This window comes from Algibacter sp. L4_22, assembly GCF_023473045.1.
Lineage (GTDB): Bacteria > Bacteroidota > Bacteroidia > Flavobacteriales > Flavobacteriaceae > Algibacter.
Map to the genome: position 1 here is coordinate 184,295 of NZ_JAMCOK010000001.1, position 17,250 is coordinate 201,544.

The 17,250-nt window shown below is 32.0% G+C and carries 19 protein-coding genes; 16 read left to right on the forward strand and 3 right to left on the reverse strand.

Features of this window, described 5'->3' with window-relative positions; genetic code table 11:
• Positions 1-65 precede the first annotated feature (65 nt).
• The 4 genes from M4I23_RS00755 (at position 66) to M4I23_RS00770 (ending at position 3,551) form a co-directional block, all read left to right on the forward strand.
• On the forward strand, positions 66-980 hold the full coding sequence (locus M4I23_RS00755; RefSeq protein ID WP_158845906.1) for a DMT family transporter: 915 nt from the start codon (positions 66-68) through the stop codon (positions 978-980).
• Between the two features lie 109 nt (positions 981-1,089).
• Complete coding sequence (locus M4I23_RS00760; RefSeq protein ID WP_158845909.1) at positions 1,090-1,968, forward strand: ABC transporter permease; 879 nt, start codon at positions 1,090-1,092, stop codon at positions 1,966-1,968.
• Positions 1,969-2,008: 40 nt separating this feature from the next.
• Positions 2,009-3,211 carry a tryptophan synthase subunit beta gene (gene trpB, locus M4I23_RS00765; protein ID WP_158845912.1) on the forward strand — a complete coding sequence of 401 codons (1,203 nt, stop codon included), beginning with the start codon at positions 2,009-2,011 and terminating at the stop codon, positions 3,209-3,211.
• A gap of 85 nt (positions 3,212-3,296) precedes the next feature.
• The gene (locus M4I23_RS00770; RefSeq protein ID WP_158845915.1) at positions 3,297-3,551 is read left to right on the forward strand and encodes a DUF3098 domain-containing protein; all 255 of its coding nucleotides are present in this window, start codon (positions 3,297-3,299) and stop codon (positions 3,549-3,551) included.
• 75 nt (positions 3,552-3,626) lie between these two features.
• On the opposite strand, the gene M4I23_RS00775 is transcribed toward M4I23_RS00770, so the two are convergent.
• Positions 3,627-4,760: a glycerate kinase gene (locus M4I23_RS00775; protein ID WP_249753109.1), complete on the reverse strand. Its 1,134-nt coding sequence runs from the start codon at positions 4,758-4,760 to the stop codon at positions 3,627-3,629.
• 114 nt (positions 4,761-4,874) lie between these two features.
• Between M4I23_RS00775 and M4I23_RS00780 the strand changes: the two genes are divergently transcribed.
• From M4I23_RS00780 to M4I23_RS00790, 3 genes are read left to right on the forward strand one after another with little or no spacing between them, the layout of a single operon-like run.
• Positions 4,875-5,669 carry an undecaprenyl-diphosphate phosphatase gene (locus M4I23_RS00780; protein ID WP_249753110.1) on the forward strand — a complete coding sequence of 265 codons (795 nt, stop codon included), beginning with the start codon at positions 4,875-4,877 and terminating at the stop codon, positions 5,667-5,669.
• Between the two features lies 1 nt (position 5,670).
• Positions 5,671-6,363, forward strand: a complete 693-nt coding sequence (gene truB, locus M4I23_RS00785; protein ID WP_249753111.1) for a tRNA pseudouridine(55) synthase TruB — start codon at positions 5,671-5,673, stop codon at positions 6,361-6,363.
• 52 nt (positions 6,364-6,415) lie between these two features.
• Entirely contained in the window at positions 6,416-7,141 is a 726-nt protein-coding gene (locus M4I23_RS00790; RefSeq protein WP_249753112.1) for an energy transducer TonB, read from the forward strand.
• On the opposite strand, the gene M4I23_RS00795 is transcribed toward M4I23_RS00790, so the two are convergent.
• Positions 7,138-7,758 (reverse strand): thioredoxin family protein, encoded by a 621-nt coding sequence (locus M4I23_RS00795; RefSeq protein WP_249753113.1) that lies wholly within the window; start codon positions 7,756-7,758, stop codon positions 7,138-7,140. The two genes, M4I23_RS00790 and M4I23_RS00795, sit on opposite strands and share 4 nt — an antisense overlap.
• Before the next feature lie 326 nt (positions 7,759-8,084).
• Here M4I23_RS00795 and M4I23_RS00800 point away from each other — a divergent pair, with 326 nt between their 5' ends.
• The 9 genes from M4I23_RS00800 to M4I23_RS00840 all read left to right on the forward strand — a co-directional run bounded on the left by M4I23_RS00800 (position 8,085) and on the right by M4I23_RS00840 (position 16,912).
• The gene (locus M4I23_RS00800; protein WP_249753114.1) at positions 8,085-8,648 is read left to right on the forward strand and encodes a DNA-3-methyladenine glycosylase I; all 564 of its coding nucleotides are present in this window, start codon (positions 8,085-8,087) and stop codon (positions 8,646-8,648) included.
• Positions 8,649-8,685: 37 nt separating this feature from the next.
• Positions 8,686-9,312: a DUF2490 domain-containing protein gene (locus M4I23_RS00805; protein ID WP_158845930.1), complete on the forward strand. Its 627-nt coding sequence runs from the start codon at positions 8,686-8,688 to the stop codon at positions 9,310-9,312.
• 117 nt (positions 9,313-9,429) lie between these two features.
• Positions 9,430-11,280, forward strand: a complete 1,851-nt coding sequence (locus M4I23_RS00810; RefSeq protein ID WP_249753115.1) for a tetratricopeptide repeat protein — start codon at positions 9,430-9,432, stop codon at positions 11,278-11,280.
• The gene (locus M4I23_RS00815; protein ID WP_158845934.1) at positions 11,280-12,017 is read left to right on the forward strand and encodes a LytTR family DNA-binding domain-containing protein; all 738 of its coding nucleotides are present in this window, start codon (positions 11,280-11,282) and stop codon (positions 12,015-12,017) included. Before M4I23_RS00810 ends, M4I23_RS00815 begins: the two co-directional genes overlap by 1 nt.
• A 107-nt stretch (positions 12,018-12,124) precedes the next feature.
• Positions 12,125-12,535: a hypothetical protein gene (locus tag M4I23_RS00820; RefSeq protein ID WP_249753116.1), complete on the forward strand. Its 411-nt coding sequence runs from the start codon at positions 12,125-12,127 to the stop codon at positions 12,533-12,535.
• A gap of 42 nt (positions 12,536-12,577) precedes the next feature.
• Positions 12,578-13,549, forward strand: a complete 972-nt coding sequence (locus tag M4I23_RS00825; protein ID WP_249753117.1) for a hypothetical protein — start codon at positions 12,578-12,580, stop codon at positions 13,547-13,549.
• A gap of 13 nt (positions 13,550-13,562) precedes the next feature.
• Complete coding sequence (locus M4I23_RS00830; protein WP_249753118.1) at positions 13,563-14,219, forward strand: hypothetical protein; 657 nt, start codon at positions 13,563-13,565, stop codon at positions 14,217-14,219.
• 38 nt (positions 14,220-14,257) lie between these two features.
• On the forward strand, positions 14,258-15,412 hold the full coding sequence (locus M4I23_RS00835) for a DUF6882 domain-containing protein (RefSeq protein ID WP_249753119.1): 1,155 nt from the start codon (positions 14,258-14,260) through the stop codon (positions 15,410-15,412).
• A 6-nt stretch (positions 15,413-15,418) separates the two neighbouring features.
• Positions 15,419-16,912 carry a M48 family metallopeptidase gene (locus M4I23_RS00840; RefSeq protein WP_249753120.1) on the forward strand — a complete coding sequence of 498 codons (1,494 nt, stop codon included), beginning with the start codon at positions 15,419-15,421 and terminating at the stop codon, positions 16,910-16,912.
• Between the two features lie 99 nt (positions 16,913-17,011).
• On the opposite strand, the gene M4I23_RS00845 is transcribed toward M4I23_RS00840, so the two are convergent.
• On the reverse strand, positions 17,012-17,221 hold the full coding sequence (locus M4I23_RS00845) for a hypothetical protein (protein ID WP_249753121.1): 210 nt from the start codon (positions 17,219-17,221) through the stop codon (positions 17,012-17,014).
• Positions 17,222-17,250 lie beyond the last annotated feature (29 nt).

The following is a 17,250-nucleotide window of genomic DNA, read 5'->3' on the forward strand; positions in this document are numbered from 1 at the left end:
ATTCACCCAAAAACTATGCTATATCAACATTATCCTTTTACTTTTGTCCTTTAAAATAGAACACATTGAATTCTAATACTTATAAAGCCCATTTTGCACTTTTTAGCGCCAACCTTATTTACGGTGCAAACTATATTATAGCAAAAGGCATTATGCCACATAAAATTGGTCCAACCGCTTTTGTTTTTATTCGTTTGGCTTGCTGCGCGATGCTATTTTGGGCATTAAAATTTTTGTTTGTAAAAGAAAAAGTAGAACGTAAAGATTTTATACAATTAGGCCTTTGCGGTCTACTTGGAGCCGCTGCTAATATGATGTTTTTTTTTCACGGTATTAATTTAACATCACCTGTAGATGCGTCTATAATAATGACCGTTACTCCTGTTATGGTTTTTATTTTTAGCTTCTTTATTTTGAAAGAACGCTTAACAAAAAACAAATTTATAGGCATTATAATTGCCGGTATAGGCGCTATATTTTTAATCGCCTATGGAAATAAATCTACGGGAACAAGTTCTTTATTAGGTAATTCACTTGTGTTTTTAAATGCCTCAAGTTACGGCCTCTATCTAGTAATCGTTAAAACTTTAATGAAAAAATACCATTCCATAACGATTATTAGTTGGATGTTTTTATTCGGATTTATTTTTATTTTACCATTCGCCTATCAACCTATAATAGATACTAATTTTGAGTCCTTTAGCACAAACACATATTTAGTTATTGGATATGTGGTTCTTTTTACAACTTTTTTCGCCTACTTACTTAATGTTTTTGCATTAAACCATGTTATGCCATCGGTTACCAGTAGCTATATTTATTTACAACCGGTAATTAGTTTTTTAATGGTAACTATTTACGCTTATGTTTTAATGAAAGACGAATATGCACAAGATATTAACTTTGTAAAAATATTAAGTTGCCTTATGGTGGTAGCTGGCGTTTATATTATTAGTAAACCACCGAAGAAATTAGCTTAATTTTTAGTACAAATTAAAGCCCAATAACAACAATTTCAATATGTTTCAGTTTATTTAAATGAAGATTCACTATTCTTTATTATTTTTACAGTATTAATCGACATCTTTTATGAGTTCATCTTTTGAAAAACATCAAAAACGCAGACTAATTTCATCTTATTTCTCGGTGGTTTTAAGTATTGCTTTAGTATTATTTTTACTAGGACTTTTAGGTATGTTGGTACTGAACGCCAAAAAAGTTTCCGATCATTTTAAAGAACAAGTAGTTCTTACCATTTATTTGAAAGATTCGGCTAAAGATGTTGAAACCAAACAGCTTGAAAAAAGTTTGGCTATGGCCGATTATGTAAAATCTACCGAATACGTATCTAAAGAACAGGCTGCCGAATTTATGAAAGCTGAAAACGGTGAAGATTTTATGGATTTTGTGGGTTACAATCCATTGCAAAATTCGATTGATGTACACTTAAAAGCAGACTTTGTAACATCGGAACATCTAGAAAAAATTTCAGCGGAAGCTATAAATAAAAACTTTGTAGAAGAAGTAACCTATGATAACGACTTGGTGAACCTTATGAACGATAACGTTAAAAAAATTAGTTTTTGGGTTTTAGTGATCAGTGGTATCTTCACGCTTATTGCGGTGTTATTAATAAATAGTTCCATCCGTTTAGCAGTATATTCTAAACGATTCACCATAAAAACCATGCAAATGGTTGGAGCAACGAAACGGTTTATTAGACGTCCGTTTATTTGGAAAAGCGTTCGTTTAGGTATTATTGGTGCTATACTCGCCTTAATAGGTATGGCTATTGTTTTATATTATTTAAACAAAACTTTTGCAGAGTTAGAATTACTAAGTAACCCGATTTTAATAGCTATTTTATTTGGTGCTATTTTCGCGCTTGGCATTTTAATAACATGGATAAGCACACATTTTGCGACACAACGTTTCTTGAATTTAAAAACAGACGAGCTGTATTATTAAATACAAGCCTTATATTTAGTTACTATAAAAAATCATAACAATGTCTAAAAACTATTTCAAAAACAACCCTGATAAAGATGGGTTTTTCGGAACATACGGAGGCGCATTTATTCCGCCTAATTTAGAAGAAGAAATGAAAAAAATTAATGATGCTTACTTCTCAATAAGTAAATCTCATAAATTTATTACAGAACTACGACAAATAAGGAAACATTTTCAAGGCAGACCAACACCTGTTTATCATTGCAGTAGGTTATCTGAAAAATATGGCGGTCAGATTTATTTAAAAAGAGAAGATTTAAATCATACAGGCGCGCATAAATTAAACCACTGTATGGGTGAAGCTTTACTGGCAAAACATATGGGAAAGAAAAAGCTAATTGCGGAAACCGGAGCAGGCCAGCACGGTGTGGCATTAGCTACCGCAGCCGCATATTTTGGTTTGGAGTGCGAAATCCATATGGGCGAAGTTGATATAGCTAAAGAATATCCAAATGTGCAAAAAATGAAAGTTTTAGGCACCACCGTAATACCAGTTACTCATGGTTTAAAAACGTTAAAAGAAGCTGTAGACAGTGCTTTTGAAGCTTATTTAAAAGACCCTATAAATTCCATATATTGTATTGGCTCTGTAGTTGGGCCACACCCATTCCCTATGATGGTAAGAGATTTTCAACGTGTTGTAGGTATCGAAGCTAAAGATCAATTTTTTGAAATGACGGGAGAATTACCAGATAACGTTGTGGCCTGCGTTGGTGGAGGCAGTAATGCTATGGGTATTTTTTCTGCATTTTTATTTGATGATGAATGTGCACTTTATGGTATTGAACCTGGTGGAACATCTTTTAAAATGGGCGAACACGCAGCAACAATGACTTTAGGTAAACCAGGTACTATCCACGGTTTTAAATGTTATGTTTTACAAGATGAAAATGGAGAACCAGCACCCGTACACTCTATTGCTAGTGGGTTAGATTATCCTGGAGTTGGACCAGAACACAGTATGTTAAAAGATTTAGAAAAAGTAACCTACGATTCTATTACAGACAAAGAATGTATTGATGCATTTTTTGAATTAAGCCGCTTAGAAGGTATTATTCCGGCTTTAGAAAGCTCACATGCGGTTGCATACGCCTTAAAACTAGCTAAGAAAAACCCGAAACAATCTATTTTAGTTAATTTAAGTGGTAGAGGAGATAAGGATTTAGATTATATTATTGATACTTACGGCATACCAGATTAAAAAAAAGTAAATACACTTAACAAAATTTAAGAAATAAAAACAGTTACTTTGCTTTTTAGTAAAAATTAAGGGAGATATAATTACTATGGGAGATAAAAAACAAAAAGACGCAGTAAAAGCCACATTTGTATTTGGTAAAAAAAACTATAAATTCATGTTTATTGGTCTAGCTATTATTGCACTTGGTTTTATTTTAATGTCTGGTGGTGGTAGCGACGATCCTGCTGTTTTTAACCCAGAAATATTTAGCTGGAGACGTATCCGTTTGGCACCAATGCTTATTCTTATTGGGTTTGGTATTCAGGTTTATGCTATTTTATTGAATCCGGATAAGAAGTAAAACTTCTTGATTAATTCCTTATTTTGAATGATATGATTTCTCTTATCGTCGAAATGATGGAAGTATTTTAAAACATCAAGTTGATTGCTGTAAATGTTCGGCAAACGTTTTAGCCATTTTTTCAACATAACTTTTGGAGTTCCTCATAGCATCATTTAAATTTTTAGCATAATTCATAACGGCATCGGCATATTCTATTCCGAAATCTTTTACATCCTTTCCTTCCAAATCTATAGCACCACAAAACGCAGCCACTTTTATCTGTTTCGCTTTCGCGGAAGATAGCACGCCTTGTATCGTTTTCCCAGACATGGTTTGAGTATCGAGCTTACCTTCTCCTGTAATAATCCAATCGGCATGATCCAATTGTTCATCGAAATTTGCTAAATCCTTAATAAGCTGAATACCGCGCTCTAAAGTGCCTTTTAAAAATACTTTTGATGCAATCCCCATACCTCCAGCGGCTCCTGCACCTTGAGTTTTTTGAGCATCGATGCCAAAAACGGCGTCTATAATTTTTGAAAACGATTTCAAACCTTCATTTAACATTTTAATATCTCTAGCCTTTGCTCCTTTTTGAGCAGCATAAATGTGAGCAGCACCATTTTTACCGTATAACGGATTGGTAACATCGCAGGCCACTTTAAAACTGACTTCGCTAATATTTGGATGTACATTGGTAACATCAATATATTTAATTTTCGATAAATTAACTCCAATGGGTTTTACCTCTTTTTCATTTTTATCTAAAAAACGATAACCTAAAGCAGTTGCCATACCAATCCCACAATCGTTGGTTGCACTCCCACCAATACCTAAAATAATGGTTTTAGCTCCCTTATTTAATGCATCCACAATCATATCGCCAGTACCAAGTGTTGTTGCATTTTTACAGTCGAATTCTTTACGCTTTAAAAGTTTTAAGCCCGAAGCTTCAGCCATTTCAATAAATGCCGTTTTAGAATCTTCAGCATATAAATAAGATGCCATTACCGGTTGAAAGAAAGGATTATTTACCTCAATGGAAACAACCTTACCTTTTAAATAATAATTAACCACTTCTATGGTTCCATCTCCGCCGTCTGCTAAAGGCAGTTTAACGATGCTCACATCTGGCATTACAGTTTTAATTCCTGTTTCAACAGCACTGCAAAACTCTAAACCTGTTAAAGAATTTTTAAACTTATCTGGTGCTAGTATAATTTTCATATATATTTAATAATTCTTCCTTGTTTTTCCGAAATTAGAGATTCTACTTTTAAAGTATAAAATTTTTATAAGATTATCATGACGATACTACGCCAATTTTAATATTTTTGCGCCATGGAAATAATAGATGCAATTATACTGGGTATTATTCAAGGACTTACCGAATTTCTACCCGTTTCGTCAAGTGGACATTTAGAAATAGGAAAAGCCATTTTAGGCGATACTCAAGTAGCAGAACAAAGTTTACTTTTTACGGTAGTACTTCACTTTGCAACAGCTTTGAGTACCATTGTGGTTTTTAGAAAAGATATTTTGAGTCTTATACAAGGCGCGCTTAAATTTAAATGGAACGACGATTTGCAATTTATTTCCAAGATTGCAATTTCTATGATACCAGCCGTAATTGTTGGTTTATTTTTTGAAGAACAATTAGAATCTCTTTTTGGCGGTAATATTCTATTAGTAGGTTGCATGTTAATTGTTACGGCTATTTTACTTTACTTAGCAGATAAAGCCAAGGACACCAATAAAAACGTAACCTTTAAAAATGCTTTTATAATTGGTATATCTCAAGCCATTGCCATGTTACCAGGTATTTCTCGTTCTGGAGCTACTATTTCTACGTCGGTTTTACTTGGAAACGATAAAACAAAAGCAGCACGTTTTTCTTTTTTAATGGTTGTACCTTTAATTTTTGGTAAAATTGCTAAAGATATTATAAGCGGTGATTTAGCTTACGATAGCGGAAACTTCACTGCACTTTCTATTGGTTTTGTTGCAGCTTTTATTGCAGGTTTGTTTGCTTGTACTTGGATGATTTCTTTAGTAAAGAAAAGCAAACTATCCTACTTTGCTATTTACTGCCTAATTGTTGGAATTATTGCCATTACTTATTCTTTATTAAATTAAGATGAAAACAGCCGACGATTACCAAGCGGGTCAAGTTCTATTGATCGATAAGCCACTAACATGGACTTCTTTTCAGGTGGTTAATAAACTCCGTTGGGAAATTCGCCAGGCTTTCAATATTAAAAAAATAAAAGTTGGCCACGCTGGAACTTTAGATCCTTTAGCTACTGGCTTATTGGTGATTTGTACCGGAAAAATGACCAAGCAGATTGACACCTTTCAAGGACAAATAAAAGAATACACAGGTACTTTTATTTTAGGAGGCACAACTCCATCTTACGACTTGGAATCTGAAGTAAATGAAACCTTTGAAACCAGCCATATTACAGAAGATTTAATTTATGGTACTACTGCAAAATTCATTGGTGATATTGAACAATTTCCACCTATCTTTTCAGCATTAAAAAAAGATGGAAAACGCTTATACGAATACGCTCGTGCCGGCGAAACAGTTGAAATTAAATCGAGAAAAATAAATGTTTCAGAATTTGAAATCACCAAAATTGATGGTTTAAATATTGATTTCAGAATAGTTTGTAGCAAGGGGACTTACATTCGCTCTTTGGCACACGATTTTGGAAAAGCATTACAATCTGGAGCCCACTTATCTGCTTTACGCAGAACAAAAATTGGTGATTTTAATGTGAATGATGGAGACTCTATCGAAGGCTTCATCGCATCGCTAAAAGTCTAAGTTCATCATTTTTACGTATATTTATTAATTAAAAGCTCCTAAATTCATCGATTTGAACCTAACAGATCAACATAAAGCCCTACTTATCACGCTTCTAATTGCTGGAACCGTAGTGCTTACCGTATTCAATATTGGGCTTAAACAACAATATGATTTAGCTTCTGAAAGTTACTACGAATTAGAGCCTGAAAAAGAACTACTCCCTGAAGAAATTAAAATATTGGAAAGCTTAGAAAAGCTTAGTAATGCTAAAGCAGAAACTAATTCGGCATTTAACGAAACACAAAAGAGTAAACATTTTGCTCAAGCTTATAAAACCCTCGCTCCACCAGAGGATTATGTCCCACAAAACCAAAATAGCTCTGAGAACTCAGATGACTCTGACAATTCTTACACTAAGAAATATAAAGCAATAGATTCTAAACTTAATAAAGAGCAATTATCATCTTTTAATAAAGTAAATGATTTATTGAAAAAACAAAAAGACGAAGGAAACAATTCTAAAAGCACAATAAGTTACTCGTTATCTAATAGAAAAAAAATATTTATTCCTATTCCCGTTTATCTTTGTGAAGTAGATGGTAAGGTCGTTATAAACGTCTCTGTTAATTCTAACGGAAATGTTATGGAAGCTTATGTTAACTCGTCTTCAAACTCATCCAACGATTGTTTAATAAAACATGCCTTGGAATACGCTAAAAAATCGAAATTTAGTAGTGATGGTTCCAAGGCATCTCAAATTGGAAGTATTACTTTTAATTTTATCGGTAAAAGCTAAACTGATGCAACTGGACTTACTTCCGAAAGTATTTTAGTTACATCTTTTATAATATTTTGCCCCTTATCCTTATTATACCAATACTGTAAATCTTCTTTAAATTCTGGAGTTAAACTACCATTTTCGGCCTTAAATCTGTTAACCAAATTAGTAGCTTCGCTTGGTCTTGGCCCAAAGGTATTTAAGACTTCACCTGTAGCATTATCAATCATAATTACTTTAGGAATAGCACGACCTCCGTTTGTTAAAAAAGCATCTATAAGCTCCAAATTTTCATCACGAAGCACTACTTTCATATCAATATTGTCATTTAATTCTGCTATCTTATTAATAGCAGGTAAAACATGAGCTGCGTCACCACACCAACTTTCGGTAATTACTAACCAAGTCGATTTTTGACTAAAAGCTTCAATTTGCTTTTTATCATCTTCAGAAATTTTAATAGTTTTATCCCAACGCTTCATACGTTTATCGTTAAGCTTAGTATAACCAGCTAAATCCGCATTTTGTTCTGGACCCGTATTCGCATTTTTTTCTACTAATTGCTTAACCAAATCTCTATATGCTTGGTAGCTAATACTGTTTTTTAATCCTGAATTTATAATAGCGTTGCTCATAACATTCTCTTTTAACTAATACAAAATTAGTATCTTGTACTATGATTTACGATGACTTTTGTCATGTTTTTTTTACTAAACTTACACTATCTTCAATTGGTTAAAAATCTTGAGGCCCTTACACATTGTTTTCATTTTACTTTTTGCAGTGTTTTATTGTATTCAACGCTCTCAGTTAATTGAAAACATCTAACTTCTAAAAACTTTTATCTATATAGTTTGCCATCTTTATGTGTAATTCTATATTTTGCTTGCTCAATTAAAATTTTGCAGATACAAGTAAAGCAAAAAGAAGAAGAAATAGCAAAATTAAAACCTTAATTACAATGACAAAACACAGATGTGGCTGGTGCGAAGGCGATGCTTTATATGAAGCTTATCACGATGAAGAATGGGGAGTTCCCGTTTATGATGATACTACCATTTTTGAATTCTTAATATTAGAAACTTTTCAGGCCGGTTTAAGTTGGATTACAGTTTTACGGAAACGTGAAAACTTCAAAAAGGCTTTTGATAATTTCGACTATAAAAAAATTGCAGAATACAGTCAAGATAAAATGAACGATTTACTTTTGGATGCTGGCATTATTCGGAATAAACTAAAAGTAAAAGCTACAGTTACCAATGCACAAGCCTTTATAAAAATTCAAGACGAATTTGGAAGTTTCAGCAAATACATCTGGGCTTTTGTTAAAGGAAAACCTATTAAAAACAGTGTAGATCATTATAAAAACGCACCACCAAACACAGCAATTAGCGATGCTTTAAGTAAAGACTTAAAAAAACGTGGTTTTAAATTTGTAGGTTCTACCGTAGTTTATGCTCACATGCAAGCTACAGGAATGGTAAACGATCATGAAGTGAATTGTTTTAGGTATGCGGAAGTATAAATTAATCTTTCTATTTTTCATTTTTATAACCTTTGAAATGGTTTCTCAGGAAAACCTCAATACTTTAGGCGAAACTAGAATTGCTGTAAACAAAAAAGTTTCGAAGGTGTATGATATTAATTTCACACTAAGATCGCGCTATTTTTTATACCAAGATAGCCACTTACATTACGACCAACAACAAGTAGATTTTTATCATTTTTCAAAATTAAAATTAGATAAACGCCATACTTTAAGTTTAGGTGTTTATTATAGAACTAGAGCCCCTTTTGATAGTGGTAGTAATGAATTACGCTTCTTTGAGCAATTTAGTTATAAGCAGCAAAAACTTGGTGTAAAATACGGCCATAGATTTAGAGCCGAACAACGTATTCTAGATGCTAATACTATTTTTAGAGAACGTTATAGGTTTGCGGCAAACGTTCCTTTAAAGGGTGAAACACTAGACATTGGAGAACCTTATTTGACAAGTGCACTTGAAGGTTTATTAAGTTTAAGTGAAACAGAAAAACCAGAAACAGATATTAGATTAACCACCCAAATTGGTTGGCAAATTACTGAAGACATAAAATTACAAACCGGCTTAGAGCATAGACTCGAAGCTTTTAACCTTGCTGCAAAAAACAATTTATTTATTTTAACATCGGCAACCTTAAATATTTAAAAACTTCCATTAAAACCTAAACTTCCGCAGTGATATAAAACATAACTCTAAATTTCTTTATTAAACATTGATGATTGCTTATTTTAGCTTATCCAAATAATACCCAGTTTTGCTTTTATGATTTCAAAATACAAAAGCCTGTGGCAATTAAGTTTTGTCATTTCTTTTTTCATGTTATTTTTCACTTGTTCAAGGCAAGATACTATTCGTCCCGAGATAGAAAAAAAACTAGTTACATTAGGTAGTTTAGCTCAAACACAACCTCAACAATCACTTCTAGAATTAGATAGTTTACTCGTAAATAATAAAAACCTAACAACTCTGGAGCGCGCCATGTTGTTGTTTAATAAAGGAGAAACTCTTTATCTAAACGATAAATTTCAAGAAGCATTTAATGTGCATTTAAAGTGTTACAAATTATTTATTGAGCTAAAAGACATATACAATGAGGGCCGTTGCTTAATTACATTAAGTGGTGCATCTCTGCACATGGGGGATTTAGAAACATCTCAAGTTTATGCATTAAAAGCATTGAATTTAGCCCAATTAATTGGAGATACACGCATAGAGGGTAAAACCTATAATCAGTTATTTAGTTTACATTTTAGATTAAAAGATTACGACAAAGCATTATCCTACATAAAAGCAACAGATAGTTTATACTCTAAAGGAACGGATACGCTTTCTATTATTTCCATTAAAAACAACACAGCTAGTGTTTATTTGCAATTAAAAGAATACAACAAGGCTTTGGCGAGTTACTCGGAAGCAATGTCTTTAAGCCAATCTAAACGAAACCCAAAAATATTAGTTAGTATTTTAAATAACATAGGATACACTTATATTGAAGCTGGCGAATACCAAAGTGCAGAAAAATTTTTAAGAGGAGCCATTTCTTTAAATAAAAATATAAAAGCGATTAATGCCGCGCCATATAAAGGCTTGGGGAATCTGTTTTTATTAATGACTAAAAACGATTCCGCTCAAGCTAATTATAATAAAGCACTAGATATATATGTTTCTAATAACAACACAAAAGATGAGATAGAGGTTAGAGATAAGCTAATCGCTATATCTATTATGTCTGGAGATTATGTAAAGGCTTTAAACAACCAAATAGTTCGGGATAGTTTACAATTAAACGTAAGCCGTTTAGAAAAAAACAGACTTTTAAATTTTGCTAATGTCAACTATGAAGTAAAACAAAAAGAAACGGAGATTAATCATCAAAAAGAAATTAACTCCAGAAATCAATGGCTTTTAATAAGTACGGTTATGCTGTTTATATTCCTATCTATAGCAACAGCCTTTTATATATATAACACCAAATTACGTGCCGCCAACAAAGCCTCGAAACTAGAACAAAGCTTACTGCGTGTACAAATGAATCCTCATTTTATATTCAATACACTAGCTGCTATTCAGAATATAACTTTAGAAGGAAACCCAATAAAGTCATCGAATTATATAGCGAAGTTTTCTAAATTAATTAGGCAGAACTTCGACTATGTTAAAAAAGAATCTATTACGCTAGATAAAGAGGTCGCCATGATTTCTAATTATATAGAAACACAACAATTACGCTTTAACAATGCGTTTACATATTCTATAGAAATCACAGAATCGATAGATAGCGCCATAATAAAAGTACCGCCAATGCTATTGCAGCCTTTTGTAGAAAATGCCATAGAATACGGCTTAAAAGAAAAAAAAGAAGGCGGAAAACTTATTCTTAAAATAGAAAAAGAAGCACAAGGCTTGAAATTTGTTGTTTTAGATAACGGCATAGGAAGATCTGCAAAAGCAAAGCAAGAAAAAATAACAGAAGAGCTCCACGCAACATCTATTTTTATAGAGCGTTTAAAAATGAGAAAAAAGGGTGAAGAGAAAACCTTTACTATCGAAGATTTATTTGATAATGACAACAACCCTATTGGTACTAAAGTATTTTTTAAATTAAAAATTTAATGATAAAAGCAGTTATAATAGAAGACGAGTTTAATGCTTTAAATACGTTAGACAAACTTATTAAATACACCCAAAAAGATATTGAGGTTATTGCTAAAATAGATAATGTTACAGACGCTATAACATTTTTAAAAAGCCAAACTCCAGATCTTGTTTTTTTGGATATTGAACTTATTGGCGGCAATGCGTTTCAAATACTAGAAGCTCTAGATAGTATTGCTTTCAAAATAATTTTCACAACGGCCTATGATGAGTTTGCTATAAAAGCCATTAAATTCGATACTATCGATTATTTATTAAAACCTATAGATTCTGAAGAATTATCGGAATGTATTGATAGATTTAGAATTGCTTTTAAAAAGGAACAAGTTTATAAAAATGCGATAGATAAGGTTTCGGAAATTAATGATAAGGAACTTCAAAAAACATTATTAATTAAAACTGCAGATGCACAATATTTTCTTCAAACAAAAGATATTGTTCGTTGCCAATCCGATGGTGCTTATACTATTTTTCATACTGTAGACAAAAAAATAATGAGTGCTCGCAACTTAAAATATTATGAAAATATTTTAAGCGAACACACCTTTGTACGCGTACATCAATCGCATTTAGTAAATATAAAATACATAAAATCGATTAATGCTAACAATACCGTTTGCTTAACAAACGATGAAAGAATACCAGTCGCTACACGAAAAAAATCTTACTTAAAACAGCTTTTAGACACCCTATAAGCGCAAATACAAAACAGAAAATGGCGAATGTAAAACGGTTTTAAAATCATCCTATTCAAATCTTAGTTTTGAGGTATATAAACAAATAACCTTTAAATAAAAAGATCATGGGATTAAAAGAAAACAGATTTACAAGAACCTTTCAAGAAGAACAATTTCCAGAATTAAAAGATCAAATAATTGAAGCTGCAAGCTTCGATGTTGCTTTTAATATTGAATGGAGTACTTTATTCGAAGACCGCTTTTTACACCTTTATAACGACTCCTACCCAAAAATATATTTCTTACCTCTTATAGAAGCCTTTAAGTCTATCACTACAGACGATATGGGTAAAGAAGCCTTATCTGAAAGCTTAAAAGAAATACACATCACAAACACTAAAGATCATCACAATCCTAAAAATGCTTATTCATTTTCTAACGGAGTTTTAACTGTAGACCACAGCCCGATACTTAATGCAGATGATGTTGATAACCGAACTAAGGTGTTAGTTAATTTGTTGGAAAACAATTTATAAGTAAAAGTTTAACGTGTAATTTAATTAGTAATAGTTTTTGATATGTATAGATCTATTTTTTATATTATTTTAATCGGATTGTTTTTATCGCTTGCGAGTTGTAAAGTTTCTGGAGTGGAAGCTAAAAAAGGACTTGTAGCATATTTAAAAATGCATCATAAAGACAAGTATGAGGTTCTAACTTTTAAAAGAAACTTTAACGCAGCTAGCATGAACCCAGATTTATTTTGGGTAGAATTAGAGCTTAAAGAAAACCCAGATATAGTAATAAGCTTTGAATGGAATGCTAAAAACAAAGCATTATACATCTCCTCTCAATACAGCCAAGACAGAAGTATTGAATCTCTAACACGTTACCAAGAAGAAGAAATTGTAATAAAAAAGGAATTACACGAGGCATTGGATGATGATGTTCTAGATATGGATGTGAATGTGTTTAACCAAACTATTAGCATCAGTTTAGAAACAGAACCATCTCAAAAAGACTTTGAACACTTTTCGAGAAAAATACGTTACGTTTTAGAGGATTACCCAAATACCTGGACTAGTGAGGCTCATGTAAACTTTAAAACAAAAACAGAAGAGAAAGGATTTTATCAACTTATAGTAAAACCGAATACTTACAATGATAGTAACAAATCATTTAGATACTATCCAAACTCGATTGTTACAAATAATTCTGGATCCAAAAAAGCTGAAAACATTGATCGTATTATACAAAAAAAATTTTCTAAACCAGATGCTCCAGTTTTTCTGAATAACATCTGGGTAAACCAAACGCAACTAAACTCATTTTACATTGCTCTTGAAAAATACGAGCCACTAAAAAAAGCTGAAGGAAACAGAAATATAACTGAAGGTGTAGGTATGTATATGGTAAAAATGACCTATCCAAACCTTGAAATGGAAACCTTAGCATACTACGATTACAAAACAACACCACGAGATGGCATCTCTCTTTATCTAATAGATCAATTACCAGAAGATTACAAATACTTAATAGAACATTCATAATATCATTTATACCATGAATAAAACAAGTTATTACAAAGCGTTTGTTGCCCAAACGCCAGAGGAAATCTTACAGTCTGTTTTAAAAAAAAATGAAGATGTATTAATAGCCATTTCATTGAGTAATGGAATGTATGTAGAAGGCATAATTCTAGATATTAAAGAAAATAGCAGTCAGCAAAAATCGGTTTGTATGCTTTCTCAAGATAAACAAGTATCCTTTTTTAACATCTATAACATAGCATTCATAACTATAAAACAACCAGAAAAAATGGTTGTAGAATTATCTAAAGGCTCTATTAGCAGGCCAATATCGTCCACCAATCAAGAGCTTACTGTATTGCAACTAAAACGCTGGTTAAATACTGAAAAAAATCTATTCGGAAATCAAATAAAAGAACTCAACATAGACCACCTTCCTTTAGATCAATTAAATAACAGATTGAATGTTCAAGATATTTTTGCTGCCTTGAAAAGAGCTATAGATCAAATAACAAAAGACACATTAGGGCAAGACGCGTGGCAAGGCATCGATATCATTGTTTTGCAACAAGCAGACAAGCTACAGTTAAATATTCAAGTAAAAACCTTAACAATATCTATGGCTGTTAGCAAAGCCTTACCAGAAAAACTATCTAATATTTTAGAAGAAAAGCTTCTTCAGGTATTATAAAAAATAAAAATTCATTTAAAACATTAAAAAATAAAATTATGGGACTTAAAGAAAAAAGAATTATTCAAGCATTTCAAAACGATTTATTTCCAGCATTAGAAACTGAGATTAACACGGCGGCAGGCTACACAGTTCCCTTAAATATTTCGTGGAACACTTTAATGGAAGATCGTTTTTCTCATTTATATAACGATACGTTTCCTAAAATATACTTTTTACCATTAATAGAAGCTTTCAAAGCCATTTGTGTAGACAGTATGGGTGTAGAACTTTTGCAGACCGGATTAAAAAACGTGATTATTGTAAATGAAAACAACGAGCATAATTTAGAACGCGCTATTACTTTTGAAGATGGCATTTTAAAAATTAACCACAGCCCCGTTATCAATGCAGATAAGATAAAAGACAGAGCTGCACGTATCACTTCTTTATTAGAAGATAAATTAGAAGACTTTGCTGAAGCACCAACAGAAACCACAACTTCTGAATCTAAAAACAAAGAAGAAGCCAAGGAAACTCCTAAAATGGATATCCAAGAATTATACAATCAATCGTTTCTTATTTCAGCAGAAAAACAAGAAATTTTTGGAGAAATGGTAGATGGTTTAGGCTGGAGTTGTGATATGCTAGAGGGGAAGTTAACTTACGGAAACGATAAAGTTTTTGACATACAGGTTATAGGAACATATTCTGAAAATGAAAAGAGCTGGTTATGGGCTTGGGGCAATACACAAAGTGGTATTCCTGAAAAGTTTTTACAAACCGCTCTAGGTATGAAAGCAATAGGAGAAGCTTATCAAATAGACGATTTAACCAATCCAAAAAAAGAACTAGACTCAGACCCAGGTGCTTATTTTTCTACCATTGCTTCTGCCATGTTAAAAGAGAGTTGTTATGTTCCATTAACTTTTAAAGGATTAACTGTTTATGTTACCATAACTTCAGAAGAAGCAGACAGTAAAGCGCGAACTGCTCCAGCTCTACTTTGTTCTCATTTTACTAAAATTGCAGCAAGCTATACATTCCCTCATAAGTACAGTCTATATTTTTATCTAAAAGCAAAAGGCTACGAAGTAGAACTTCCAGGTAACAATATTATTGCTAAAAAAGATGATGATCAAATTTTAGGAATCTTTGACTTAAAAGGAAGACTCATGAAAATTTCTAATTCAAAACTAACAGTTAAAGCCTAAAATATTATGTCATATACATCACAAACACTTTCAGATTTAGAAAAAGAACATTTAGCTGCTATAAATACAGCTCAAGAAAAAATGATGACAGATTTAAATGAGGCACAAACCTCAGGAAATCATGAAAAGCTACAAGAAGCAAGTATTCTATTTCAGAATATAACAACACAATTAGCAGAAGAATACACCAAACGTATCGATGAAATTAATGCTTTAAACCATAAAGCTGTGGCTGAAAAAGAGCCAGAGATTTACACCAATAACAGAACCGATATAGATTTAAATTTATTAGTATATGATGGTGATAGAGATTATGTTATTGCTTTTCAACAAGACGAATTAATTCAAAAAACTTTAGAAAAAGTAAACAAAAACAGTGGTAAATTTAAGTCTAGAAAACATTTATTAAAATCTAGCTTAAGGTTAACAAAAACCTTAGCACCAATGCTTCATGAAATAGGAGAGCATTGTAAAAATACATTAAAACTTAAAGCCGATATTGAATTTTTTGTTTACCAAAGCGATATTTTTAATGCATCTTGCTATCCGCCAGACGATAATAAATTATACATTATTTTATCATCAGGAATCTTAGAACGTTTTTCTAAAGAAGAATTAACTTTTGTTGTTGGCCATGAAATAGGGCATGTACTTTTTGAGCATTTTGATTATCCAGTGCGTCAAATTTTAGATACGGGAGAAAATGAATTAGCACCAATCCATGCCATGAAATTGTATGCATGGAACAGAAATGCAGAAATAAGTGCAGATAGAGCTGGTTTATTATGTTGCCAAAACTTTGAAGCTGTAGGCCGTACTTTTTTTAAATTATCATCAGGTGTAACAACAGATTCTTTAGACTTTCAATTAAATGCATACATCGAACAATTTGTAGATTTAGAAGAAGTTTTAAACGATTCTAATTTAGATCCTTCAGATTGGTATAGCAGTCATCCTTTTAGTCCTTTAAGAATTAAAGCCCTAGAACTTTTTAATAAAAGCGAGACTTATGCTGCTTTTAATAAATCTATTTCTGGTGAAATTACAGAAGAAGCTATGGAGGTTGAAATTAAACGTATTATGTCTTTAATGGAACCTGAAAATTTAGATGAAGAAGGAGAACATTCTGAAAAAATACAACGCTTAATGTTTTTAGGTGGTTATCTAATTTCGAATGCAGATGGTGTTGTAGACGATTCTGAAATACAAGCATTAAGTAGTATTGTTGCTCCTAAAGTTTTCGCCAATTGTATGATGACTATAAAAGGATTAACAGAACAAGAAATGATTGAAGAAGTACAACAGCTTACCAAAGATTTGGATGTTGCGCTGTCCGTTATGCAAAAGCTAAATATATTAAGAGACTTATCTATTATATCTTATGCCGATGGAGAAATAGATGATAGTGAAGTTAATGTTTTATATAACCTAGCAAGACTTCTATATATAAACACAGATTTTATAGATCGTGTTATTGGTGATGCGCAAGGTGTAAATTAGTTAGTGTTTTAAGGGTGTGTGTCCTTAAAAAGTTTTACCACAATAAAGGTAGTAATTTAATTTACTGCCTTTTTTTTAAGCATAAAACGGATTAAAAATCTATTCGTTTTTTATGGCAGCAGCCTTAATCTTTTTTTCTCGAGTGAAGTAGGCTATCAGAGCAAACACCATAAATAAAACTATTTTACCGGTTAAATATCCAAATCCAAATTTAGTTAACCTCTCAAAATAAGTTATTAAAATTTCTAAAACATTCACCAATAAAAGAAATGCAATAAGTATAGAAATATAAAAAATAGTTTTTCTCATTTTATTTTTTTGATTTAAAAAGAAAGGCA

Bases quoted from the DNA above. Each gene is read 5' to 3' on its own strand.
- trpB (WP_158845912.1), top strand. From the start codon at position 2,009: ATGTCTAAAAACTATTTCAAAAACAACCCTGATAAAGATGGGTTTTTC.
- M4I23_RS00830 (WP_249753118.1), top strand. From the start codon at position 13,563: ATGAATAAAACAAGTTATTACAAAGCGTTTGTTGCCCAAACGCCAGAG.
- M4I23_RS00805 (WP_158845930.1), top strand. From the start codon at position 8,686: ATGGTTTCTCAGGAAAACCTCAATACTTTAGGCGAAACTAGAATTGCT.
- truB (WP_249753111.1), top strand. From the start codon at position 5,671: ATGAAAACAGCCGACGATTACCAAGCGGGTCAAGTTCTATTGATCGAT.
- M4I23_RS00810 (WP_249753115.1), top strand. From the start codon at position 9,430: ATGATTTCAAAATACAAAAGCCTGTGGCAATTAAGTTTTGTCATTTCT.
- M4I23_RS00840 (WP_249753120.1), top strand. From the start codon at position 15,419: ATGTCATATACATCACAAACACTTTCAGATTTAGAAAAAGAACATTTA.
- M4I23_RS00825 (WP_249753117.1), top strand. From the start codon at position 12,578: ATGTATAGATCTATTTTTTATATTATTTTAATCGGATTGTTTTTATCG.
- M4I23_RS00770 (WP_158845915.1), top strand. From the start codon at position 3,297: ATGGGAGATAAAAAACAAAAAGACGCAGTAAAAGCCACATTTGTATTT.
- M4I23_RS00800 (WP_249753114.1), top strand. From the start codon at position 8,085: ATGACAAAACACAGATGTGGCTGGTGCGAAGGCGATGCTTTATATGAA.
- M4I23_RS00775 (WP_249753109.1), bottom strand. From the start codon at position 4,760: ATGAAAATTATACTAGCACCAGATAAGTTTAAAAATTCTTTAACAGGT.
- M4I23_RS00835 (WP_249753119.1), top strand. From the start codon at position 14,258: ATGGGACTTAAAGAAAAAAGAATTATTCAAGCATTTCAAAACGATTTA.
- M4I23_RS00780 (WP_249753110.1), top strand. From the start codon at position 4,875: ATGGAAATAATAGATGCAATTATACTGGGTATTATTCAAGGACTTACC.
- M4I23_RS00815 (WP_158845934.1), top strand. From the start codon at position 11,280: ATGATAAAAGCAGTTATAATAGAAGACGAGTTTAATGCTTTAAATACG.
- M4I23_RS00845 (WP_249753121.1), bottom strand. From the start codon at position 17,221: ATGAGAAAAACTATTTTTTATATTTCTATACTTATTGCATTTCTTTTA.
- M4I23_RS00795 (WP_249753113.1), bottom strand. From the start codon at position 7,758: ATGAGCAACGCTATTATAAATTCAGGATTAAAAAACAGTATTAGCTAC.
- M4I23_RS00820 (WP_249753116.1), top strand. From the start codon at position 12,125: ATGGGATTAAAAGAAAACAGATTTACAAGAACCTTTCAAGAAGAACAA.
- M4I23_RS00760 (WP_158845909.1), top strand. From the start codon at position 1,090: ATGAGTTCATCTTTTGAAAAACATCAAAAACGCAGACTAATTTCATCT.